The sequence below is a fragment of the Cellvibrio sp. BR genome (genome assembly GCF_000263355.1).
Classification (GTDB): domain Bacteria; phylum Pseudomonadota; class Gammaproteobacteria; order Pseudomonadales; family Cellvibrionaceae; genus Cellvibrio.
Genome location: NZ_JH668200.1, coordinates 1,012,493 through 1,031,808, shown reverse-complemented (window position 1 = coordinate 1,031,808; position 19,316 = coordinate 1,012,493). Strand labels below are relative to the sequence as shown.

13 protein-coding genes are annotated in these 19,316 nt (G+C 51.0%); 4 read left to right on the top strand and 9 right to left on the bottom strand.

The features are described 5' to 3' along the window. Positions 1–7 precede the first annotated feature (7 nt). From O59_RS04235 to glnE, 8 genes are all read right to left on the bottom strand, one after another. Positions 8–1,555: a methyl-accepting chemotaxis protein gene (locus O59_RS04235; RefSeq protein WP_157152447.1), complete on the bottom strand. Its 1,548-nt coding sequence runs from the start codon at positions 1,553–1,555 to the stop codon at positions 8–10. Positions 1,556–1,663: 108 nt separating this feature from the next. Then, positions 1,664–3,088, bottom strand: a complete 1,425-nt coding sequence (gene hldE / locus O59_RS04230) for a bifunctional D-glycero-beta-D-manno-heptose-7-phosphate kinase/D-glycero-beta-D-manno-heptose 1-phosphate adenylyltransferase HldE (RefSeq protein WP_040391153.1) — start codon at positions 3,086–3,088, stop codon at positions 1,664–1,666. A gap of 100 nt (positions 3,089–3,188) precedes the next feature. Beyond that, a complete protein-coding gene (gene msbA / locus O59_RS04225) occupies positions 3,189–4,949 on the bottom strand; it encodes a lipid A export permease/ATP-binding protein MsbA (RefSeq protein WP_007639827.1) in 1,761 nt (586 codons plus the stop codon). Further along, on the bottom strand, positions 4,946–6,157 hold the full coding sequence (locus tag O59_RS04220; RefSeq protein ID WP_007639825.1) for an O-antigen ligase: 1,212 nt from the start codon (positions 6,155–6,157) through the stop codon (positions 4,946–4,948). Before O59_RS04220 ends, msbA begins: the two co-directional genes overlap by 4 nt. Before the next feature lie 15 nt (positions 6,158–6,172). Continuing rightward, a complete protein-coding gene (gene rfaP, locus O59_RS20890) occupies positions 6,173–8,131 on the bottom strand; it encodes a lipopolysaccharide core heptose(I) kinase RfaP (protein ID WP_007639824.1) in 1,959 nt (652 codons plus the stop codon). Further along, on the bottom strand, positions 8,128–9,234 hold the full coding sequence (waaF, locus tag O59_RS04210; protein ID WP_007639821.1) for a lipopolysaccharide heptosyltransferase II: 1,107 nt from the start codon (positions 9,232–9,234) through the stop codon (positions 8,128–8,130). Before waaF ends, rfaP begins: the two co-directional genes overlap by 4 nt. A gap of 64 nt (positions 9,235–9,298) precedes the next feature. Next, complete coding sequence (locus tag O59_RS04205) at positions 9,299–10,228, bottom strand: branched-chain amino acid transaminase (RefSeq protein ID WP_007639820.1); 930 nt, start codon at positions 10,226–10,228, stop codon at positions 9,299–9,301. Positions 10,229–10,315: 87 nt separating this feature from the next. Next, positions 10,316–13,300: a bifunctional [glutamate--ammonia ligase]-adenylyl-L-tyrosine phosphorylase/[glutamate--ammonia-ligase] adenylyltransferase gene (gene glnE / locus O59_RS04200; protein ID WP_007639819.1), complete on the bottom strand. Its 2,985-nt coding sequence runs from the start codon at positions 13,298–13,300 to the stop codon at positions 10,316–10,318. Between the two features lie 315 nt (positions 13,301–13,615). On the opposite strand from glnE, the gene O59_RS04195 reads away from it, so the two are divergent. Next, positions 13,616–14,152, top strand: a complete 537-nt coding sequence (locus tag O59_RS04195; protein ID WP_007639817.1) for a glycine zipper 2TM domain-containing protein — start codon at positions 13,616–13,618, stop codon at positions 14,150–14,152. A 271-nt stretch (positions 14,153–14,423) separates the two neighbouring features. Beyond that, positions 14,424–15,206 carry a sulfite exporter TauE/SafE family protein gene (locus tag O59_RS04190; protein WP_007639816.1) on the top strand — a complete coding sequence of 261 codons (783 nt, stop codon included), beginning with the start codon at positions 14,424–14,426 and terminating at the stop codon, positions 15,204–15,206. A 77-nt stretch (positions 15,207–15,283) separates the two neighbouring features. Here the strand turns inward: O59_RS04190 and O59_RS04185 are convergent, their stop codons facing one another. Next, positions 15,284–17,047, bottom strand: a complete 1,764-nt coding sequence (locus tag O59_RS04185; RefSeq protein ID WP_007639814.1) for a GspE/PulE family protein — start codon at positions 17,045–17,047, stop codon at positions 15,284–15,286. A gap of 288 nt (positions 17,048–17,335) precedes the next feature. On the opposite strand from O59_RS04185, the gene O59_RS04180 reads away from it, so the two are divergent. Continuing rightward, the gene (locus O59_RS04180; RefSeq protein WP_007639812.1) at positions 17,336–18,013 is read left to right on the top strand and encodes a TIGR00153 family protein; all 678 of its coding nucleotides are present in this window, start codon (positions 17,336–17,338) and stop codon (positions 18,011–18,013) included. A 23-nt stretch (positions 18,014–18,036) separates the two neighbouring features. Then, complete coding sequence (locus O59_RS04175) at positions 18,037–19,311, top strand: inorganic phosphate transporter (RefSeq protein WP_007639810.1); 1,275 nt, start codon at positions 18,037–18,039, stop codon at positions 19,309–19,311. Positions 19,312–19,316 lie beyond the last annotated feature (5 nt).

The following is a 19,316-nucleotide window of genomic DNA, read 5'->3' as shown; positions in this document are numbered from 1 at the left end:
CCATCGCTTAGTGAAATTTGGTCAAGGCTTGTTGCAGCTCCGCAAATGCACTTTGTAAATGCGCAATCATCTGGCGATTCTGCGCCACAATGCGCGCCGTTTCCTCACTCAAACTATCCAATTGTCCGGTTTGCTGGGTAATGGACTCGGAAGCCTGGGTCTGCTCTTCAGTGGCGGCCGCGATTTGTTGGCTAATTTTATTGATCTCGGTAACTGCTTTGGCAATACGGCCAAAGATCTGCTCTACCGCCTCGGAACTGGTGACATTCGCCAGTACGCGCTGTCGACTTTCACTCATCGCCTGCACCGATGCGCTTGAGCCTGACACCAAACGACTGACGATCTGTTTGATATTTTCGGTGGAGACCTGGGTGCGTCGCGCCAAGGTGCGCACTTCATCCGCAACTACGGCAAAACCACGGCCCTGCTCTCCGGCACGAGCCGCCTCAATCGCCGCGTTGAGCGCCAGCAAATTGGTTTGTTCAGCTATGCCCTGTATTTCTGTCAGGGTAGACGTAATGGCAGCACAATCACTCGCCAAGGTATCGATAGAGTGGGCGGTATCCCCCAAAATACGCGACAACTCGGCAATCCCCTCGCGCGCGACCTTCACTGCCACTTGCCCCTCGCGCTGGGCATGAACCGTCTCCTCGGTGAGCACGGCCGCGCGCTGGATCTGCGCGGCAACCTCCACAAACGATTGATGCATATTGTCCATAGCATGGCGAATGACTTGCGCGCCACGGCGCGATTGCCCCGCCATATTTACCAGCTCACCGGCATTAGCAGCGAGCACACTCAGGTTTTTATCCGCCTCATCCTGTGCGGACAAGGCAGAGCGAACCGCTTGGGCAATAGACTCCAGCAGCCAATTTAATCGATCCAAAATAGCATTGTTGCGCGCGCGGGAGCGAACCCCCAGATCGATACGGCTATCATCAACCACCATCGTTTCGGTGACCTCAACCAACTCGTGAGCCACTATTAACAAGCGACTGGCAAGCCGCACCAGAACCACCAGCACCGCGGTTTCAATAACCACATAAAAGGCGTGCATGGCCACTATCGACCAGGAGTGCATATGATCAGGGAAAAGATAAATCGGGACGCCCGCCTCTTGCAGCAGGTGAATAACCACATGCAACACCGCAGCGGCGACAGCAGCCCAGATTAAGGGGCGCCAATCAAGGTAGGTAAAAAGTGCAGCCAGAAATACAAAATAACCAAAATGCGCCTCAATCATGCCCTTGAGTTGATGCACATGAAGCGAAACAAACAACATATAAACAATGGCAATGATTGCCGGTGTGATCTGTGGATGATTCACCAGTTTGATGGCAAACCAGTTAATGCCCATAAACAAACCACCGACAACCAATGCCAGCATCCAGGTGCCATGTACCGCTGCGTAGAGCAGCGACATAAGCCACGCCAGCCCCGTTACCCAAAGCATGATGTTATCGATGTGGTGACGATAGTTAATCACAAAATCAACCAGACTACTGGTTCGGGAAGAGGATGGATAAGCAGAACGAGAGGGGTATGAGGTTTTCACAGGAACACCTTGTTGTCGGATAAGACACTATACGAAGTCTAGTCAATATCTGATGACAAGGCGGCACCAAAAATGTGCAGCCATAGCGGTTATAGCTGCACTGTGAGATTACTGATGCAGAATTTTATTCACAATCGAGGTAGTCGAGCAGTTTTCGACAAAACCCAGCACCCGTACCTCGCCGCCGTAAGCTTTGACCAGCGGTGCGCCAACTACCTGATCGGCGCGGTAATCACCACCTTTGACCAATACTTCAGGTTTGACGCGGCGCAATAAACGTTCGGGGGTATCCTCCTCAAAAGGCACCACCCAATCGACAGCTTCCAGACCTGCCAGCACCGCCATGCGGCGATCAAGCGGGTTGATGGGGCGACCTACACCTTTGAGTTTACGGATGGAAGCATCGGAATTCACCGCCACAATCAGGCGATCTCCCTGCTTGCGCGCCTCCTCCAGGTAACCGACATGGCCGGCGTGGATAATATCGAAACAGCCGTTGGTGAATACAATGCGCTCGCCAGCGGCGCGGGCATCTTCTATCGCCAACAGCAGCTGCTCTTCGCTCACCACCCCCCTTTGCGCACCCTGATCCGCAATAATGGCGCGACGCAACTCCGGGCCACTCACAATAGCCGTACCCAATTTGCCCACCACTATACCGGCGGCAATATTCGCCAGCGCCGTTGCCTCAGGCAGGCGCTGCCCGGATGCAATAGCAGCGGCCAGTGTCGCGATAACGGTATCGCCCGCGCCGGTTACATCAAATACTTCGCGGCCGCGCGCTGGCAAATGCAGCTCCGCTTGGCCGGGGCGCAACAGGCTGAGGCCATGTTCGCCGCGAGTCACCAGCAAGGCCTGCAAGTCAAGGCCAGCCATGAGGGTTTCGCCGCGGGCGACGATTTCTTCCTCACTCGCACACTCGCCCACAATCGTTTCAAATTCGGCAAAATTGGGAGTGATAACGTCAGCGCCCTGATAGCGGTTGAAATCATCACCTTTAGGGTCGACCAGAACCGGAATGCCCGCCTTGTGCGCGAGGGCAATCAGCGAACTGCAGTCCTGCAAGCTGCCTTTGGCATAGTCGGAGAGCACCAGCACATCAACATCCGCAATCAACCGCTCAACTTTGGCGACAAAATCGCAACTGTCTTCAGGGCCGTATTTGTCCTCAAAATCCATGCGCAACAGCTGTTGGTGATGGCTGATAACACGCAATTTGGTTACTGTGGGTTTGGTGGCAGAGATTTGAAAATCAGCCTGCACCTTGGCCGCCGCGAGGCTGCGCTGCAGAATCTCGCCCGCTTCGTCATTGCCAATCACTCCCACCAATGACACCTTGCACCCCAGGGCACTCATATTCAATGCCACGTTGGCGGCGCCACCGGGGCGATCTTCGGTTTGATTGACATTCACGACGGGGACTGGCGCCTCCGGCGAAATGCGAGTACTCATGCCATGCCAATAGCGATCCAACATCACATCGCCCACCACCAATACACGCGCATTTTCAAAATGGGGCATCGTTATATGCATAGTCATTCCTGCAGAGGTAAGTTCCATTAAAAAACCCATTCCTGTCATTCACATTAATTTCACACTGATCGCCAGTATCAATCTGTACCGGCGCTAACCACTAAGCCGACTCATCCTGGTCATTAAATTCTTTGGCATGCAGCCGCGCATAATGCCCACCAAGCGCAATCAGCTCGGCGTGGGTGCCCTGCTCCATAATTTCGCCCTGCTCCATCACAATAATGCGATCGGCGTTTTCAATCGTCGACAGGCGATGAGCAATCACAAAGGTGGTGCGCCCTTTCATCACACGCTCCAGCGCCGCCTGGATATAGTGCTCGGATTCATTGTCGAGTGCGGAGGTGGCCTCGTCCAAAATCAGGATAGGTGCGTCTTTTAACAGCGCACGGGCAATCGCCAACCGCTGGCGCTGGCCGCCAGACAAGCGCGCGCCGGATTCACCAATCATGGTCTCAAACCCCTCGGGCAGCTTATCGATGAATTCCGTCGCATAGGCGGCGTCAGCCGCGGCCCGAATAGCTTCAGGACTGCGTGTTTGCAAACTGCCGTAGGCGATGTTCCCGGCAACCGTATCGTTAAACAAGGTCACATTCTGATTCACCAACGCGATATGGCTGCGTAAATTCGCGAGGCGGTAATCGCGCACCGAAACACCGTCAATCAGTACATCGCCCTCAGTAGTATCGTGAAAGCGATTCAGCAAACTCACCAGCGTGGATTTGCCGCTGCCCGACCTACCGACTAAAGCAATTACCTCGCCAGCGCGTACCGACAAATTCACGTTGCGCAGTGCAGGCCGCTGCTGATTTGCATAACTAAAACCAAGACCCTTGAAACTGACCTCCCCCTTAACACGCGCAACTTCATAGGTGCCGGTGTCTTTTTCTGTGGGTGTATCGAGCAAGGTAAAGACGCTATCCGCTGCCGCCACACCCTTGAGAATCATTGGTGCCACTTCACCTAATTGGCGGATCGGCGTGACAATCAACCCTACAGCAGTGATGTAGCCGATAAAGGCAGCGGTGCTATCCATTTGCATAAAACTCAACGCGGCATAAATCAACAAACTCATGGATACTGCAATCAACAAATGCATCACCGGTGCATTGGCCGCACTGGTCACCACAATTTTCATATTCTGCGCATAGTTCTTTTTGCTCGCCTGCATAAAGCGATCCTGCTCATAGGTCTCACCGCCAAAGGTGCGCATCACCTGATAGCCATTGATCATCTCGCTCGATACCTGGGTGATATCCCCCACCGAATCCTGCACTTTACTACTCAGGCGACGCAAACGTCTGGCCACTTTAGTCACCAGTAGCCCCATGATTGGCGCTACGGATAAAAACAGCAGCGTCAACTTCCAATCCAGATAGAACAACCAGCCCAACAAGCCAATCACCGTTGCGCCTTCGCGAATACCTTTTTTTAGTGCATCGGTAGCGGCTACCGTCACACCATTAATGTTGTAGGTAATCAGGGAGATCATATGACCACTGGGGCGCTCATCAAACGCACTCACCGGCAACTGGGTCATGTGGTTAAACACCTGCACGCGCAAGTCATTAACCACATTAAAGGCCACCTTCGCCATAAAATAACCGCCGATAAACATACCCAAACCACGCATAAGGGTCGCCCCCACAATAAGCAGTGGCACCAACCAACGCGCCGCCGGATCGGCAGATTCAATCGCCACCACCAGCTGCTCCATTACATGGGAGTACATCACGTTTGCGGCGGCGTAAATGATATAGCCCACTACACTGACACCGAACCAGAGCAAATAAGGTTTAAGGTAGCGCAGCAGGCGCTGGTAGATACGCCAGGAGGTGGTTTCAACGATAGCGTTATTTGTCATCTAGTCTCCATTGACTGCTCAGGTATACGTTGATTACAAGAAAATGAAGGGTGTGACAATATTTGCAAAGCAGTAATCAACCCCGCCGGGATCCAATACATAAACCATCTAACATCGATTTGCCAAAAAAAGCCTCTTGAATCAACCATAGCGGTTAAACAGCCATACAAAAGCCAAAGATATAAAGGCAGCAGCTGTTTCGAAGGTGAAAACTTACTCAACAAATAAAACAAGTGAATTAACCCCAGGACCAAGCCAATAAAGCCAGTCCTGTAGAAAATATCCAGCCAAGCATTATGCGCATGATTAAATACATCCACATCGGGAATGATGATTCTCCCTTCCTTTTCCATTCCAACACCAAACCAAAAGTGTTCACTTACTGCGCGAGAGAAGATTTCAGTCCATACCGTTAATCGGTATCCGTCATCCAAACGAGACGAAAACATAACAAGCAAGTCATCAAGTTTGATTAGCACGCCGATAAAAACAATTCCCGCAGCAAAAACATGTAAAAAAATCTTCTTAGGACTTGGCCACCTGTAAAGTAGCGACATAGCAGCAACAACAAATAACGCCAGGATCGCTCCCCGGCTTTGCGACATTAGCAACGGAATTGCCAACAAGATTATTGCAACAAAATATTTAACATCGCCCTTAATGCTTTTAGATTCCAACCATTTAAAATATGCAAAAAAAGTCAACACCCCAAAAGCAGCCCCAACTGAATTAGGGTTGCGCAAAACTGACCATCCAGCCAACCGTGATGTCACGTCATTTTTAAGATAGAAAACCACCAATAAAGATATACCAACCAAAATCCCTACTATGATCAATCGATCCATGAGCACATCAATATTAATTTCTTTCAGCGATGCCAGCCAAGTGACACCAAACAACCAAACAGTTAACACCACAACTTGAAGAGTGAAATAACCTATATCTGGCTCCGCAGACCATAAAGTGGTTAGCCCTGCATAAATTGCATAGATCAGTGCACTTGCGAAATACCAGCCGCAACTAAAATACAGCCTCATTTTGCTCAAGGAAAACACAAACAGAATTGGAATAAAAAAAGCTAAGGCATACACAGCCTCCAGACCATCGCGCGATGGCGCCCAGAAAAATGCCGTTATAAATACCAATAACCCACCGAATGACCAAGCAAACAATTTTTGCTCTAGCCACTCACACTTAAATAAATTCATAAAAAACTAACCCCTTCACCCCGGCAATAATGGATCATGACCAAAGTCGCGACGATATGTTGAACAAGCACGCGCCCGCATCTTCTCAAGCAGTTTTTTTTTGTCAGATAAAATAACACGTAGATCTTGCTTAAAATAAACACACAAAAAGTGTAAATAATCACGCGAGGTGAAATGTAAATTTAGCGAAGAAAAAAATAGGCCCCCCAAGTCCTTTATCAACCACCGCTCAGGAACCTGTAGACGCAACTGGGCACGATGTAAATCAATTAGATAAATATCCGGTTCAACATTCTCTGCCAAAGAGGCCATATCTAACATAAAATGACACAGGTAAAAATCACGATGATTAATGCCTGCAGCATGCATTTCGCGTGAAATAACAGCTATTTTTGTTAGAATTAGACGCTTGGTCTTAATACTTACTGAATGCTGCTCAAAAAAATGATCCAGCTGGATGACATCCGTTAACTCACGCGTGACGATAAATGACTGCTGATACGCCGGGCTTTTACCGCGCACACCATAGGCGAGAGGAACTAAACTGGGGACATTCAACGCACACAGTTTGTTAAGCGCATCCCATTCATTTTTAGCGCCTAGTACAGGCATGCGTAACTGTAAAAGGTTTTTGAAGACCTCTTTCCAACCCACACCACGATGCCATTTACGGTAATAACCCTGGCCATTTATTTCAAAGCGCAGAGTCTGACGATCAGACATTTCGCGCGCAACCACACCAGGCATATTCTCCATCAACGAAAAGATATCTCTCCCTGAAAACTCTGCGAGCAACTCTTCACGCAGTATTACCTTCTGCTTAGAATTAGCGACAACCACTTGATGTCGTTTGCTCGAAGTAAAAAAATCCTCTAAGATAGAAACGACCGTTTTTGTACTGCAAAAAAAACTTTCTTTTTGCAACAGATTTTGCGCACAGCAGCTCCAATAATTTTTATCCACACTTAATACTGAAAGTATAATTCGTGCAATATTTTGCGGTTTTTCACCACTATCAATGACCTCACCCATCAAGTACCTTGATATATATGGAGCATACCCACAAACTTTACTCGCTATGACAGGCAAGCCAGAAATCATTGATTCAAGGATTACGTTTCCGCCCATTTCTTTACGCGCCGGATGCAAAAGAACATCAGCTGCTGCAAGCACATCACCAATTGGACTTAGCGCACCTAAAAAAAACACACTCGCATCCACACCCAAATTTTTAGCAATTTCCAGGTAACGCCCAGGCTCATCTGCACCAACTACTACCAAAGCATATTTATTATCAGTATCAATTTTTGTTAATTCAAAAAATGCGGCGATGCTAATATCAACGCCCTTAGTATGAAACCCAGATCCAATACATAAAATAATTTTAGCGGCATCTGGCAAGTGTAATTTTCGACGAAATTCAAGCTTAACTTCTGGCAGACCAGAACTTTGTATATGTTTAAGAGAAATATCTGGTGGCCACAAAAAAAATCTATCAATTGCCGTCGAATAAAAACGGGCAAACACTTTTTGTTCGCTCATTATTTGAGTCAATATATTGGTGCAACTATCTCCCCCAAACACAGATTTTTCATAATTCAGATACAAAACACTTCGAGGAGCAAATTTATATAAAAACGAACGTTCCAGAAGAGCTTTTTGCGCAAAACAGCTATCGCCAAGAAAATAAAAATCTAACCCTGGCATTTTATTGAACCCAATCAACAGATCAAATTCTGACTTGTTATAAACATCCTGAAATGCAGCGGTAAAACTTCGCACACCGGCAACATTAAACCAAACGGGACGTTTGATAACACGAACATCCACCCCTTCAGGAAAATCGCCTTGCCATACACCACAAAAAACTGTCACTTTGTGACCACGAGCAACAGCTTCATTAGCCAATGCAAGCATATAACGCTGAAGTCCACCAAAAGGAAAATACTTGAATATAGTAATGGCGATATTCATATTTCCCTCTCACTAAAATTCAACTTTTTATTCTGCAACTTATCAAGTGCCACCAACACTTGCTGCGGCATTAATTCGCGCAAACATTTGTGATGCACTTTAGGACACTCACGCTCAAAACAAGGTGCGCACTCAATTTTGTTGCTGATAATACTTACGCTATTGGAGAGTGGCGGTGTGTGCTCAGGTGAGGTAGAGCCATAGATCACCGCCAACGGTTTTTGCAGCGCTGCAGCGATATGCATCAAACCCGAATCATTACTGAGCACTGCATCAGCGCAGGCCATTAATTCGATCGCCTCACCCAGCGACGTGTTGCCCGCCAGGTTATAACAATGCTGCCGCTCTTCATCCAACAGCAAATTACGAATTGCATCAGTCACTAGATTATCTTTAGCCGACCCCATTAACCACACCTGCCATCCCGCACGAATTTTTTCATCGGCGATTTCAGCAAAATAATGCTCAGGCCAACGCTTGGCAGGGCCGTACTCGGCGCCAGGGCAAAGTATCAACAGTGGGCGATTAAGCTGCAACGCAAACTTTGTTAATAATTGTGGTTGCTGTGTTTTATCAACACGCAATTCCGGAAAAGGAAAAACGTGTAACGGCGCTGCAGTTTTTGGTAGCGCCAATGCTGCATAGCGCTGAACCATTAATGGGTAGCGCTTTTTATCCAGCACGCGCACATCATTTAATAATCCGTAACGAAATTCTCCACGCCAACCGGTGCGCAGGGGGATATTGGCAAAAAACGGGATAAACGCTGATTTAAAAGAATTGGGCAATACAATGGCTTGCTCGTAACCTTCGCTGGCGAGTGATTTGCCTAATGCGCGCCGCGCGCCCAAACCAAAGGCGCCATGCCCGAGCGGCATATCAATCACGCGATGAACTTCTGGCATGCGTGCGAGCAATTGGCGCGTCCAACCCGAGGCAAGCACATCGATGTGTACTTGTGGATTCCGCAGTTTCAGTAATTTGAATAAGGTTTGCGCCATCATCATATCGCCGATCCATGCAGGGCCAACCACCAAAATTTTTTGGATCTTTTTTAACTCGGCAGGAAAATCCATTTCGATCACAGGCGACAACTCGGTCATAGGCGTTTGATATTACGAAGAGGAAAAACAATAACGGAGCCATTCGGCTCCGTTAGTTTGGCGGTTATTTTGCAACCGGCGCCAACCAGTTGGTGTGCGCGGGTAATTCGCCACGTACGGATTTGAAATACAAATCCTGCAACTGGGTCGTGATCGGGCCACGACGACCTTCACCGATAATACGGCCATCCAATTCACGGATCGGCAATACTTCTGCTGCAGTACCGGTAAAGAATGCTTCGTCAGCGATATAGACTTCATCGCGCGTGATGCGTTTTTCTTTGATGGTATAACCGCAATCGGCAGCCAATTGGAAAATGGTGTTGCGGGTGATGCCGTCCAAACAAGAAGTCAGTTCCGGTGTGTAGATAATGCCATCGCGCACCAAAAAGAAATTCTCGCCGCTGCCTTCTGCCACATAACCTTCAGCATCGAGCAACAGAGCCTCTTCACAACCGCTGTCCAGCGCTTCTTGCAGTGCCAACAGTGAATTGATGTAGTGACCGTTAGCTTTCGCTTTACACATGGAAATATTCACGTGGTGGCGAGTGTAGCTGGAGGTGCGGATGCGGATACCTTGATCGCGCGCTTCCGGTGACATATACGAAGGCCAGTGCCAGGCAGCAACCATGATATGCACTTTCAAATTGTCGGCGCGCAAGCCCATACCTTCAGAACCGTAAAATGCCATCGGGCGGAGATAGGCTTCGGCCAAACCATTTTCACGCACCACCATTTTGTGCGCTTCATTCACCACGTCTTTGGTGAACGGCATTTTCATGCGCATGATGTGCGCCGAGCGGAACAGGCGATCAGTGTGTTCTTGCAGACGGAAAATACTGGTGCCCATGGTTGAGCTGTTGTAAGCGCGCACGCCTTCAAACACGCCCATACCGTAATGCAAAGTGTGGGTTAACACGTGAACCTTGGCGTCGCGCCAGGGAATGAGTTCACCATCAAGCCATATAACGCCGTCGCGATCGGCAAAAGACATAGCAACTCCAATAATTCTGTATGTATGTTTGAGGGATTGTTAGGCGCGGCCACAGCCGCGCAGCACTCAATGTTCGGGGCGATAAAATCAGTTGTGATCGATTAGCTGCTGCCACAAAGCGGTGACTTGCGCGCGTTCGGTCAGGAAGTGATTGTCGCCTTCTAATACCGCCTCCTGACGCTGTAGCGCGAGGCGGTGCCCGGTGGATCGGTATGCTTTGTAAGCCGCGATCAGGTGGGCCACGGATTGGGCATCGAGTAAACCTGCCTCTTCCAGTGATCCGAGTATGCGAATGTTGTCCGTGTACCGGATGATCCCGGGCGCTTTAGATGCCCAAGCCAAGGCCGCGTATTGAACCATAAATTCAATATCCACGATACCTCCCGCATCCTGTTTCAAATTAAATAAAACCGGCGTTTTAGCGGCATTTACTGCACTATTTTTGGCTTTGGACTCAGAGCCTAACTGCTCGCGCATCTTGCGGCGCATGTCGCTTACATCAGCGCGCAATTTATCCAGATCCCGCTCGCGCGTGAGGATGCGCTGCCGCACCTGCTCGAACTCCTCACCGAGGGCTGCACTACCGGCGACTACTCGTGCGCGCACCAGGGCCTGATGCTCCCAGGTCCAGGCCTCATTGGCCTGATATTTCTCGAACGCCGTGAGCGATGACACCAGCAGCCCCGAGTTACCTGACGGCCGCAAGCGCATATCCACTTCGTAGAGTTTGCCCGAGGGCGTGTAGGTATTCAGCACATGGATGATGCGCTGACCGAGGCGGGTGTAAAAGGTAATATTGTCGATGGCGCGCTCGCCGTCGGTGCTGAGATTGGCATCGGCATTATGGATAAACACCAGATCCAGATCCGACCCGTGCCCCAGCTCAATCCCGCCCAACTTGCCGTAGCCGACGATCACAAAATCCGGCGCCGTATCGACCGAACCATCACTGCGACGCGGCCGGCCGTGGCGCTCGACCATATGCTCCCAACCCAAATTGAGCACATGCTCCAGCACCACCTCGGCGATCCAGGTCAGGTAATCGCTCACTTTCATCAACGGCAATGCACCAGTTACCTCACTCGCCGATACCCGCAGCGCATGGGCCGAGCGGAAATAGCGCAGCGCCTCCATATGGCCTTCAAGGTCATCCCAATTCAGGCGCAGCACATCGCGGCGCAATTCATCGCGCAGCAAGTCTTTATCGGGCGGCGCATACAAACTTTCCGGGGTGAGCAATTCGTCGAGCAGCGCTGGATATTGCGCAAGCTGGTCAGCAATCCAGGGGCTCGCTGAACAGAGTGTAATTAGCTGCTGGATAGCCGTAGGGTTTTCCACCAGCAACACCAAATAAGCACTGCGGCGCGCAATCGCCTCGATTAGCGGGATGACTCGCGCAAAAGCCTCGGCAATAGTCAGCGGCAGCTTACCGCGCTGCGCCTCCTGCAACAGCATCAGCAGTAAACGCGGGATAAATGCATCCAGACGTGTGCGCCCACTCGCTTGCATCGATAACACAGTGCGACTCTCGCGCAGATCGGCAAGGTTTTTAATTAGCGCGGCGGCCCCCTCAATATCCCTCGCTTCCAGCGCGTGAATGGCATCCTCGCCCTGCAAACTGCCCTCCCACAACCCCAACCAAAAACTTACCGCTTTTTGATCAACAGAAACCTCTTCATCCGGTGCGGCAATTACTGCTTTAAATTCGGCGTTAACGCAGTGGCGATAGCGACTGAGTGTTTCAAAAAAACTGTCCCAATTTTCAAAACCCATCACCCAGGCCAAACGTAATTGTCCGATAGGATCAACCGGCAGCGATTGGGTTTGTTTATCCTGATAACCTTGAATCGCATGCTCGGTATTGCGCAGAAAAATATAGGCTTCAAGCAATGCCGAACCCGCGCCTGGCGGCAAATAATTTTCCTGCTCCAAAAACGGCAAGAGCACCGGCACTTTGCGTTTGCGCAAACGCGCATCGCGTCCGCCGCGAATTAATTGAAAAACCTGCACCACAAATTCCACTTCACGGATGCCTCCCTCGCCCAATTTCACATCGAGATTCATACCTTTGCGCTGCACTTGCCGCGCAATTAATCCTTTCATTTCACGCAGGGATTCAATCGCACTGAAATCGATATATTGGCGATAGGTAAACGGCTGCAACATTTTACCCAGCAATTTGCGCGCAGCAATTTGTCCTTCGCCGCCAGCCATCGCTACCGTGCGTGCCTTGATCATCGCGTAGCGCTCCCACTCGCGCCCTTGGGTCTGGTAGTAATCTTCCATACCCACAAAACTCATCGCCAAAGCACCGCTCTGGCCGTGCGGGCGCAAACGCATATCCACGCGGAAAACAAAACCATCGGCAGTCACCGTATCCAAACTTTTAATCAGCTTTTGCCCAAGCTTGATAAAAAACTCCTGGTTGCTAATCGCACGGCTGGCGTGATTGGTTTCACCGCCTTCGGGAAAGGTAAAAATCAGGTCGATATCCGAGGAGACATTCAATTCCCCCGCGCCCAATTTCCCCATGCCCAACACCATAAACGGCTGCGCCAAATTCGATTCGCGCCCAATCGGTGTACCGTACATTTTTTCAAGAGCGCGATAGTGAAACTCTGCCGCGAGCAAAATGGATTTATCCGCAAAGCGCGACAACTCTGCCGTCACCTCGCGCATATCCGCTACACGATTCAGGTCGCGCCAGATAATCCGGATCATCGCCATCTGCCGTTGTTGCCGCAGACATTTATCCAACTCCGCATCGGTATTGCACGCATTAACCGCCGCCGCAAATGCCTCCAAATGCGCATCCGTCTGCGCCTCAAACAACGAACCAGATTGCACCAGCTCAATTAAATACGGCGGCCGTTGCGCGACGGTTTTGGCAATAAATTCACTCGCGACAAACGCGCGCGTCAACTGACGAAAAAACTCGTCAGCGGCAACCGAGGATGGTAACAAATCGCGCGGATGCGGAAGATTCTGACTCTGGACAGCTGCTTCAAATTGATCCCAATAGCGCTGGGCAGGGGCATGTAATTCGGCGGGAATTGCGGAAAAATTCAACATAAACGCAGGACTCTTAACGCGGTTATTAGGGGGCACGATTATTGGCCAGACGGGGGAATACTAGCAGTTTATAGCACGGGGATTTCACTATATCCGTATCCGCTCAAGGAACAATCAGCCAGCGAAAACAAGGCAATAGTGAGCCCTATTTGATTCCCTATTTGTGTGCCATTGAGTACAAGCTTCACAGTCAAAATGCCAGCCAGATCTCACCACAAAAACCCGTTTGGAATCATTAAGCTCTGGTTAAGACAAATAAAGCGTAGACTGCGCCATCGCCCCTGATTAGAGGGCATCACTGCAGGAGATTACCAAATGAACAAATCGATGATTATCGGAACACTGTTAGGCGTGGGTGTGGCTACCACAGGTGGGGCTATCGCCAGCTACCAATTTTTAAAAGAGCCTTCATACGCTGAAGTACTCAGCTCAGTGCCAGTCACTAAAACCACCAAAATTCCCCGCGAAGAATGCTATGACGAAACCGTCGTTCATCAAAAACCCGTAAAGGACACCAACCGTATTGCCGGTAAAGTGATAGGGGCGGTAGTGGGCGGTGCGCTGGGTAATCAGGTGGGAGGTGGTAACGGCAAAAAAGTGGCGACTGTGGCCGGTGCGGTAGCCGGTGGTTACGCCGGTGATAAAGTGCAGGCCAATATGCAGCAAAAAGACACCTACACCACCGTGGAAAAACGCTGCAAGACTGTCTACGACAGCCGTGAAGATGTGATCGGCTACGACGTTGCCTACCGTTTGAAAGACAAGGAATCTTCCCTGCGTTTGGACTATGACCCAGGTTCACGTATCCCGGTAGAAAATGGCCAGTTAGTATTGAATCAAACAGATCGCTAGGTATTTTTTGCACAGGGATGTGCAGCCAAATCACGCTATAGACCTCGCTCTTATTCGTTGCCCACCCCCCTCACCCGCTTTCATAACTAAACACGCACTGATTGATCACAATCAGCCCAGATTAATCCGTAAAGTTATAAGCACCTAACTAATGATTATTAGCCGCCTCCGCCATGGGCTGTTAGCCTGCGCGCCCTGTTTATTTTTAAACACCTTCAGTTTCTGACGCCTTTAACCGGATACCGGGTGTAGCCGGCGCACGTGGAGTGGTATGGATTTTCATTTTGGCTATGTTATCGCCGGTTTGGTGGTGGGATTTATTGTAGGTATGACCGGTGTTGGCGGCGGCTCGCTGATGACGCCGATTCTGCTCTATTTCGGCGTTAGCCCCGCCAATGCAGTGGGCACCGATTTACTCTACGCCGCCATCACCAAAGCGGGCGGTATTCATGTCCACCACAAGAAAAAAAATATCGACTGGAAGATTACCGGCGAGCTGGCACTGGGCAGCCTACCTGCAGCAGCACTGACCCTCTGGCTACTGCATTATTTACACACCGATACCGACACCCTCAACAGCATTATTCGCACCACCCTTGGCTACGCGTTGATCCTCACCGCCATCGCTATTTTGTTTAAACGCCGAATCTTTGATTACAGCCGTAAAAATGACGCCTGGATTACCCGCATGAGCCGTCGCGAACAGATGATTGCGACGGTGCTTACCGGCATGGTGCTGGGCGCGGTAGTGACCATCACCTCCATCGGTGCAGGTGCACTGGGCACAGTAGCTTTATTTATGCTCTACCCACTGCTACCCACCGTGCGTTTGGTGGGAACTGAAATCGCCCACGCCGTGCCACTGACGCTGGTAGCGGGCATGGGGCATGCCGGTTTAGGCAATGTGGATTGGGGATTATTGGCAAACCTGTTGATTGGTTCGCTACCCGGTATTTACCTGGGCAGCCACTTGGCACACCGCGTGGCCGACCATTATTTACGCCCGGCGCTGGCGATTATGCTGGTGTTTGTAGGGATCAAATTGCTGTTCTGATAGCCGTAAACCTTGCCGCTAACCATAAAAAAATGGCGACTCACGGGTCGCCATTTTTTATTGGGCATATTCACCACCTAACCCGCCTTCTCCGGTGGTGGCGCAACCCGCAATACCTCTTCCATCGTCGTGAGTCCCGCCGCGACTTTTTGAGCGCCCGACAAGCGCAAGGTGCGCATGCCCTCCTTCATTGCCAGTTTACGCAGCTCCTGCAGGTTGCAGTCGCTGGTAACTTTTTCCTTGAGCGATTCAGACAACATCAGAATTTCGTACAGGCCTTGTCGCCCCAAATAACCGGTATTGCGACATTCGAGGCAACCCACCGGGCGATAGACTTTGGCCGGCACATTCACTTTCCAGGGCGCAACCAATTCCTGCCAATCCGACGCGCTGATACTGCCCTCCTCTTTGCAATGTGAGCAGAGCGTGCGCACCAAGCGCTGCGCCATTACCCCGAGCAAGGTGGCATTAATGAGGTAGGAAGGAATGCCCAAATCCAGCAAGCGCGCAACGGTTGAAGGCGCGTCGTTGGTATGTACGGTGGATAGCACCAAGTGGCCGGTAAGCGCGGCTTGCACTGCCATTTGGGCGGTTTCTAGGTCGCGGATCTCACCCACCATGATAATGTCCGGGTCTTGCCGCATCAGGCTGCGGATACCGGCGGCAAAATCCAGCCCGATTTTGTGGTGCACTTGCGTCTGGTTAAAACGCTCCTCCACCATTTCAATGGGGTCTTCAATAGTGCTGACATTCACCTCATCGGTGGCAACTTGTCGCAGCGATGAATAAAGGGTGGTGGTTTTACCGGAACCGGTGGGGCCGGTCACCAACAAGATGCCATTGGGGCGGGTAAGCATGGAGTACCAGCGCGCATAGTCATCGCCCACTAAACCCAAGTCGGTAAAACTGCGCAGCAGCACTTCCGGGTCAAAAATCCGCATCACCAGTTTTTCGCCAAAGGCGGTGGGCAAGGTGGACATACGCAATTCAATTTCACTGCCATCGCTGCGCCGGGTTTTGATGCGGCCGTCTTGCGGCTTGCGCTTTTCGGCAATATCCATGCGGGCCAACACCTTGAAGCGGCTGGTGACAGCGGTGGATACATTGGCGGGCAATTCGTAGACGTAATGCAAAACGCCATCGATACGGAAGCGGATGCGCCCTACTTCCCGGCGCGGCTCTATATGAATGTCACTGGCGCGCTGGTCATAAGCGTACTGCAACAGCCAGTCCACAATCTTGACGATATGCTGGTCATTGGCATCCGGATCGCTGGCTTTGCCCAGCTCCACCAGCTGCTCAAAGTTAGTAATCGCCGAGGCCGCCGTCGCTCCGCTGGCGCCGGAGACAGAGCGCGCCAAGGTGTAAAACTCCACCATAAAACGCTCGATGTCGGCGGGATTAGCCACCACGCGTTTCACCGTGCGGCGCGCCACATGCTCCACCTGTGGCTCCCAACCAGCCATAAAGGGTTGAGTACAGGCGATGATGACGTGATCCGACTCCACTTTGACGCACAAAATACCGTGGCGCTTGGCAAAGGCGTAACTGATCACCTCGGTACACTTGGCGACATCAATCTTCATCGGATCTATATGAAACAATGGCAGGCGCGCCTTGTTGGCTAACCACTCGGTGAGCGTATCGCCATCCAGAATCTTGCCCGGGCGCTGTAAATCTTCCAGATTTTGGGTGGCGACATAGGCCAGCGGGTGCATGATCGCCTGTTCGCGGCTGCGTGAGGCGCCGAGCAACATATTGGCATCCAGCTGCGACATGCGCCCATCAACGACCAGATCATTGATCAAGCCGCGCAAATCCAATACCCGATCCAGCACCATCGACGTTATTCCTGTAAATAAGAGAGCTGCGACTAAAAACCTGCACTGATTGTAGCGGCTCTGCCGACGCGAGTCTGCCCACAAGGCGACAGGCTGGCGTTTTGGTCAGCAACCACTAAGCTCAACACACCCGAAACCTAGACACCTATGCCTAACAACCCATACCAGCCACTAACAAAAGTTCAGCTAAAAAGCATCACAACTTTGTCATAAATAAGTAATAAAGCTGCGTGACCTTGGCGAGTGATGTTTTTATACTGCGCACACTTTCAACCCGAGGGGATAACCATGCCTTTTGCAAACTTGTCGAACCTGTTTGGCCGCTCGCCCATCAAGCCCATGCAAGAGCACATGGCGCTGGCTGTTAAAGCCGCCGCCGAACTCGTACCTTTTTTTGAAGCTGTCACCGGCAATGACTGGCCTCTCGCCAGCAGCATTCAGCAGCAAGTGGTGAAATTCGAAAACGATGCGGACGAAATCAAAAAGCACCTGCGCTTGCATCTGCCCAAAAGCCTGTTCCTGCCGGTACCACGCACCGACCTGCTCGAACTGCTAACTATGCAGGATCGCATTCCCAACCGCGCCAAAGACATCGCCGGTATCATCATGGGCCGTCGCATGACCATCCCCGAAAGCATGAAACCGCAGATGAATGAATTTGTGCGCGCCAGTGTTGCGGCAGCCGAGCAAGCGCTCACCGCCATCAACGAACTGGACGAGCTGCTCGAGACCGGTTTTAGCGGCCGCGAGCTGACCGTTGTCGAAAATATGATCAAGGAATTGGACATTCTTGAGGAGAAAGCCGACCAATTGGAAATTGGCGTGCGCACCTCACTCTTTGCCCTCGAAGCCCAGCTCCCCCCGGTAGATGTGATGTTCCTGTACAACATCATCGACTGGGTGGGTGATATCGCCAACCGCGCACACGATGTGGGCGGCCGTTTGCAACTGCTGCTGGCGCATTAATCCTTTACCTTGAGGAATTCAAGATGACTTTATTTGCTGAATACGGCCATGTGCTGTTTATTCTTGCCTGTGCTTTTGGCCTCTTTATGGCATGGGGCATAGGTGCCAACGATGTATCCAACGCAATGGGAACCTCGGTTGGCTCGCGTGCGCTTACCATGAAACAGGCCATTTTAATTGCCATGGTATTTGAGTTTGCCGGGGCCTACCTGGCTGGTGGTGAAGTGACAGAAACCATCCGTAGCGGGATTGTTGAACTGGACGTGATGACCGACCACCCGGATTTATTTGTCTTCGGCATGCTCGCCTCGCTGCTGGCAGCGGGTAGCTGGTTATTAATCGCCAGTATTTTGGGCTGGCCGGTATCCACCACCCACTCGATTGTCGGCGCCATCATTGGTTTTGCCGCCGTGGGCATTTCCGCCGATGCGGTGCAGTGGAGCAAGGTGTGGGGCATCGTCGGCAGCTGGGTAATTACCCCCGTTATTGCAGGCTTCCTCGCTTTCTGGATTTTCCGCTCAGTGCAATTCCTGATTCTGGACACAGAAGATCCGTTTTCCAATGCCAAACGCTACATACCCATTTACATGTTTGCGGTAGGTTTCTTTTTGTCGATGGTCACCATCCTCAAAGGCCTGAAATATGTACTTAGCTCACACAACCTTTCGTTTAGCTTTCTGGAAAGTACCTTTATAGCGGCGATTATCGGCCTCGTGGTAGCAGGCTTTGGGATGTACCTTCTCAGCCGCATTACCCAGGACAAGACAGCGGATAAAGACAACCGTTTCTCCAGTGTAGAGCGCGTGTTTGGGGTATTGATGATCTTCACTGCTTGTTCCATGGCATTTGCACACGGCTCCAACGATGTAGCCAACGCAGTGGGCCCTATGGCAGCGGTAATCAGTGTTGTTCAATCGGGTGAGGTGGGCGCCAAAGCCGCCGTCGCCCCATGGGTTCTGTTATTGGGTGGCGTTGGTATTGTTGTTGGCCTGGCAACCTATGGCTACAAGGTAATGCAAACCATTGGTAAAAAGATTACCGAACTCACCCCCAGCCGTGGTTTCGCCGCCGAAATGTCGGCAGCCGCCACCGTAGTCATTGCATCCGGCCTCGGCCTGCCCATTTCTACCACTCACACTCTGGTGGGTGCGGTGCTGGGGGTAGGTTTGGCGCGCGGGATAGGAGCATTAAATTTACGGGTCATAGGCGGTATCTTCGCCTCTTGGGTTATTACCTTACCCGCCGGAGCAGGCCTGTCGATTCTGTTTTTCTACTTCCTCAAAGGCGTGTTCAGTTAAGTCTC

Excerpts from the sequence above, each read along its gene's own strand:
- hldE (WP_040391153.1), bottom strand. The coding sequence starts at position 3,088 with ATGCATATAACGATGCCCCATTTTGAAAATGCGCGTGTATTGGTGGTG.
- msbA (WP_007639827.1), bottom strand. The coding sequence starts at position 4,949 with ATGACAAATAACGCTATCGTTGAAACCACCTCCTGGCGTATCTACCAG.
- O59_RS04220 (WP_007639825.1), bottom strand. The coding sequence starts at position 6,157 with ATGAATTTATTTAAGTGTGAGTGGCTAGAGCAAAAATTGTTTGCTTGG.
- rfaP (WP_007639824.1), bottom strand. The coding sequence starts at position 8,131 with ATGAATATCGCCATTACTATATTCAAGTATTTTCCTTTTGGTGGACTT.
- waaF (WP_007639821.1), bottom strand. The coding sequence starts at position 9,234 with ATGACCGAGTTGTCGCCTGTGATCGAAATGGATTTTCCTGCCGAGTTA.
- O59_RS04205 (WP_007639820.1), bottom strand. The coding sequence starts at position 10,228 with ATGTCTTTTGCCGATCGCGACGGCGTTATATGGCTTGATGGTGAACTC.
- glnE (WP_007639819.1), bottom strand. The coding sequence starts at position 13,300 with ATGTTGAATTTTTCCGCAATTCCCGCCGAATTACATGCCCCTGCCCAG.
- O59_RS04195 (WP_007639817.1), top strand. The coding sequence starts at position 13,616 with ATGAACAAATCGATGATTATCGGAACACTGTTAGGCGTGGGTGTGGCT.
- O59_RS04190 (WP_007639816.1), top strand. The coding sequence starts at position 14,424 with ATGGATTTTCATTTTGGCTATGTTATCGCCGGTTTGGTGGTGGGATTT.
- O59_RS04185 (WP_007639814.1), bottom strand. The coding sequence starts at position 17,047 with ATGGTGCTGGATCGGGTATTGGATTTGCGCGGCTTGATCAATGATCTG.
- O59_RS04180 (WP_007639812.1), top strand. The coding sequence starts at position 17,336 with ATGCCTTTTGCAAACTTGTCGAACCTGTTTGGCCGCTCGCCCATCAAG.
- O59_RS04175 (WP_007639810.1), top strand. The coding sequence starts at position 18,037 with ATGACTTTATTTGCTGAATACGGCCATGTGCTGTTTATTCTTGCCTGT.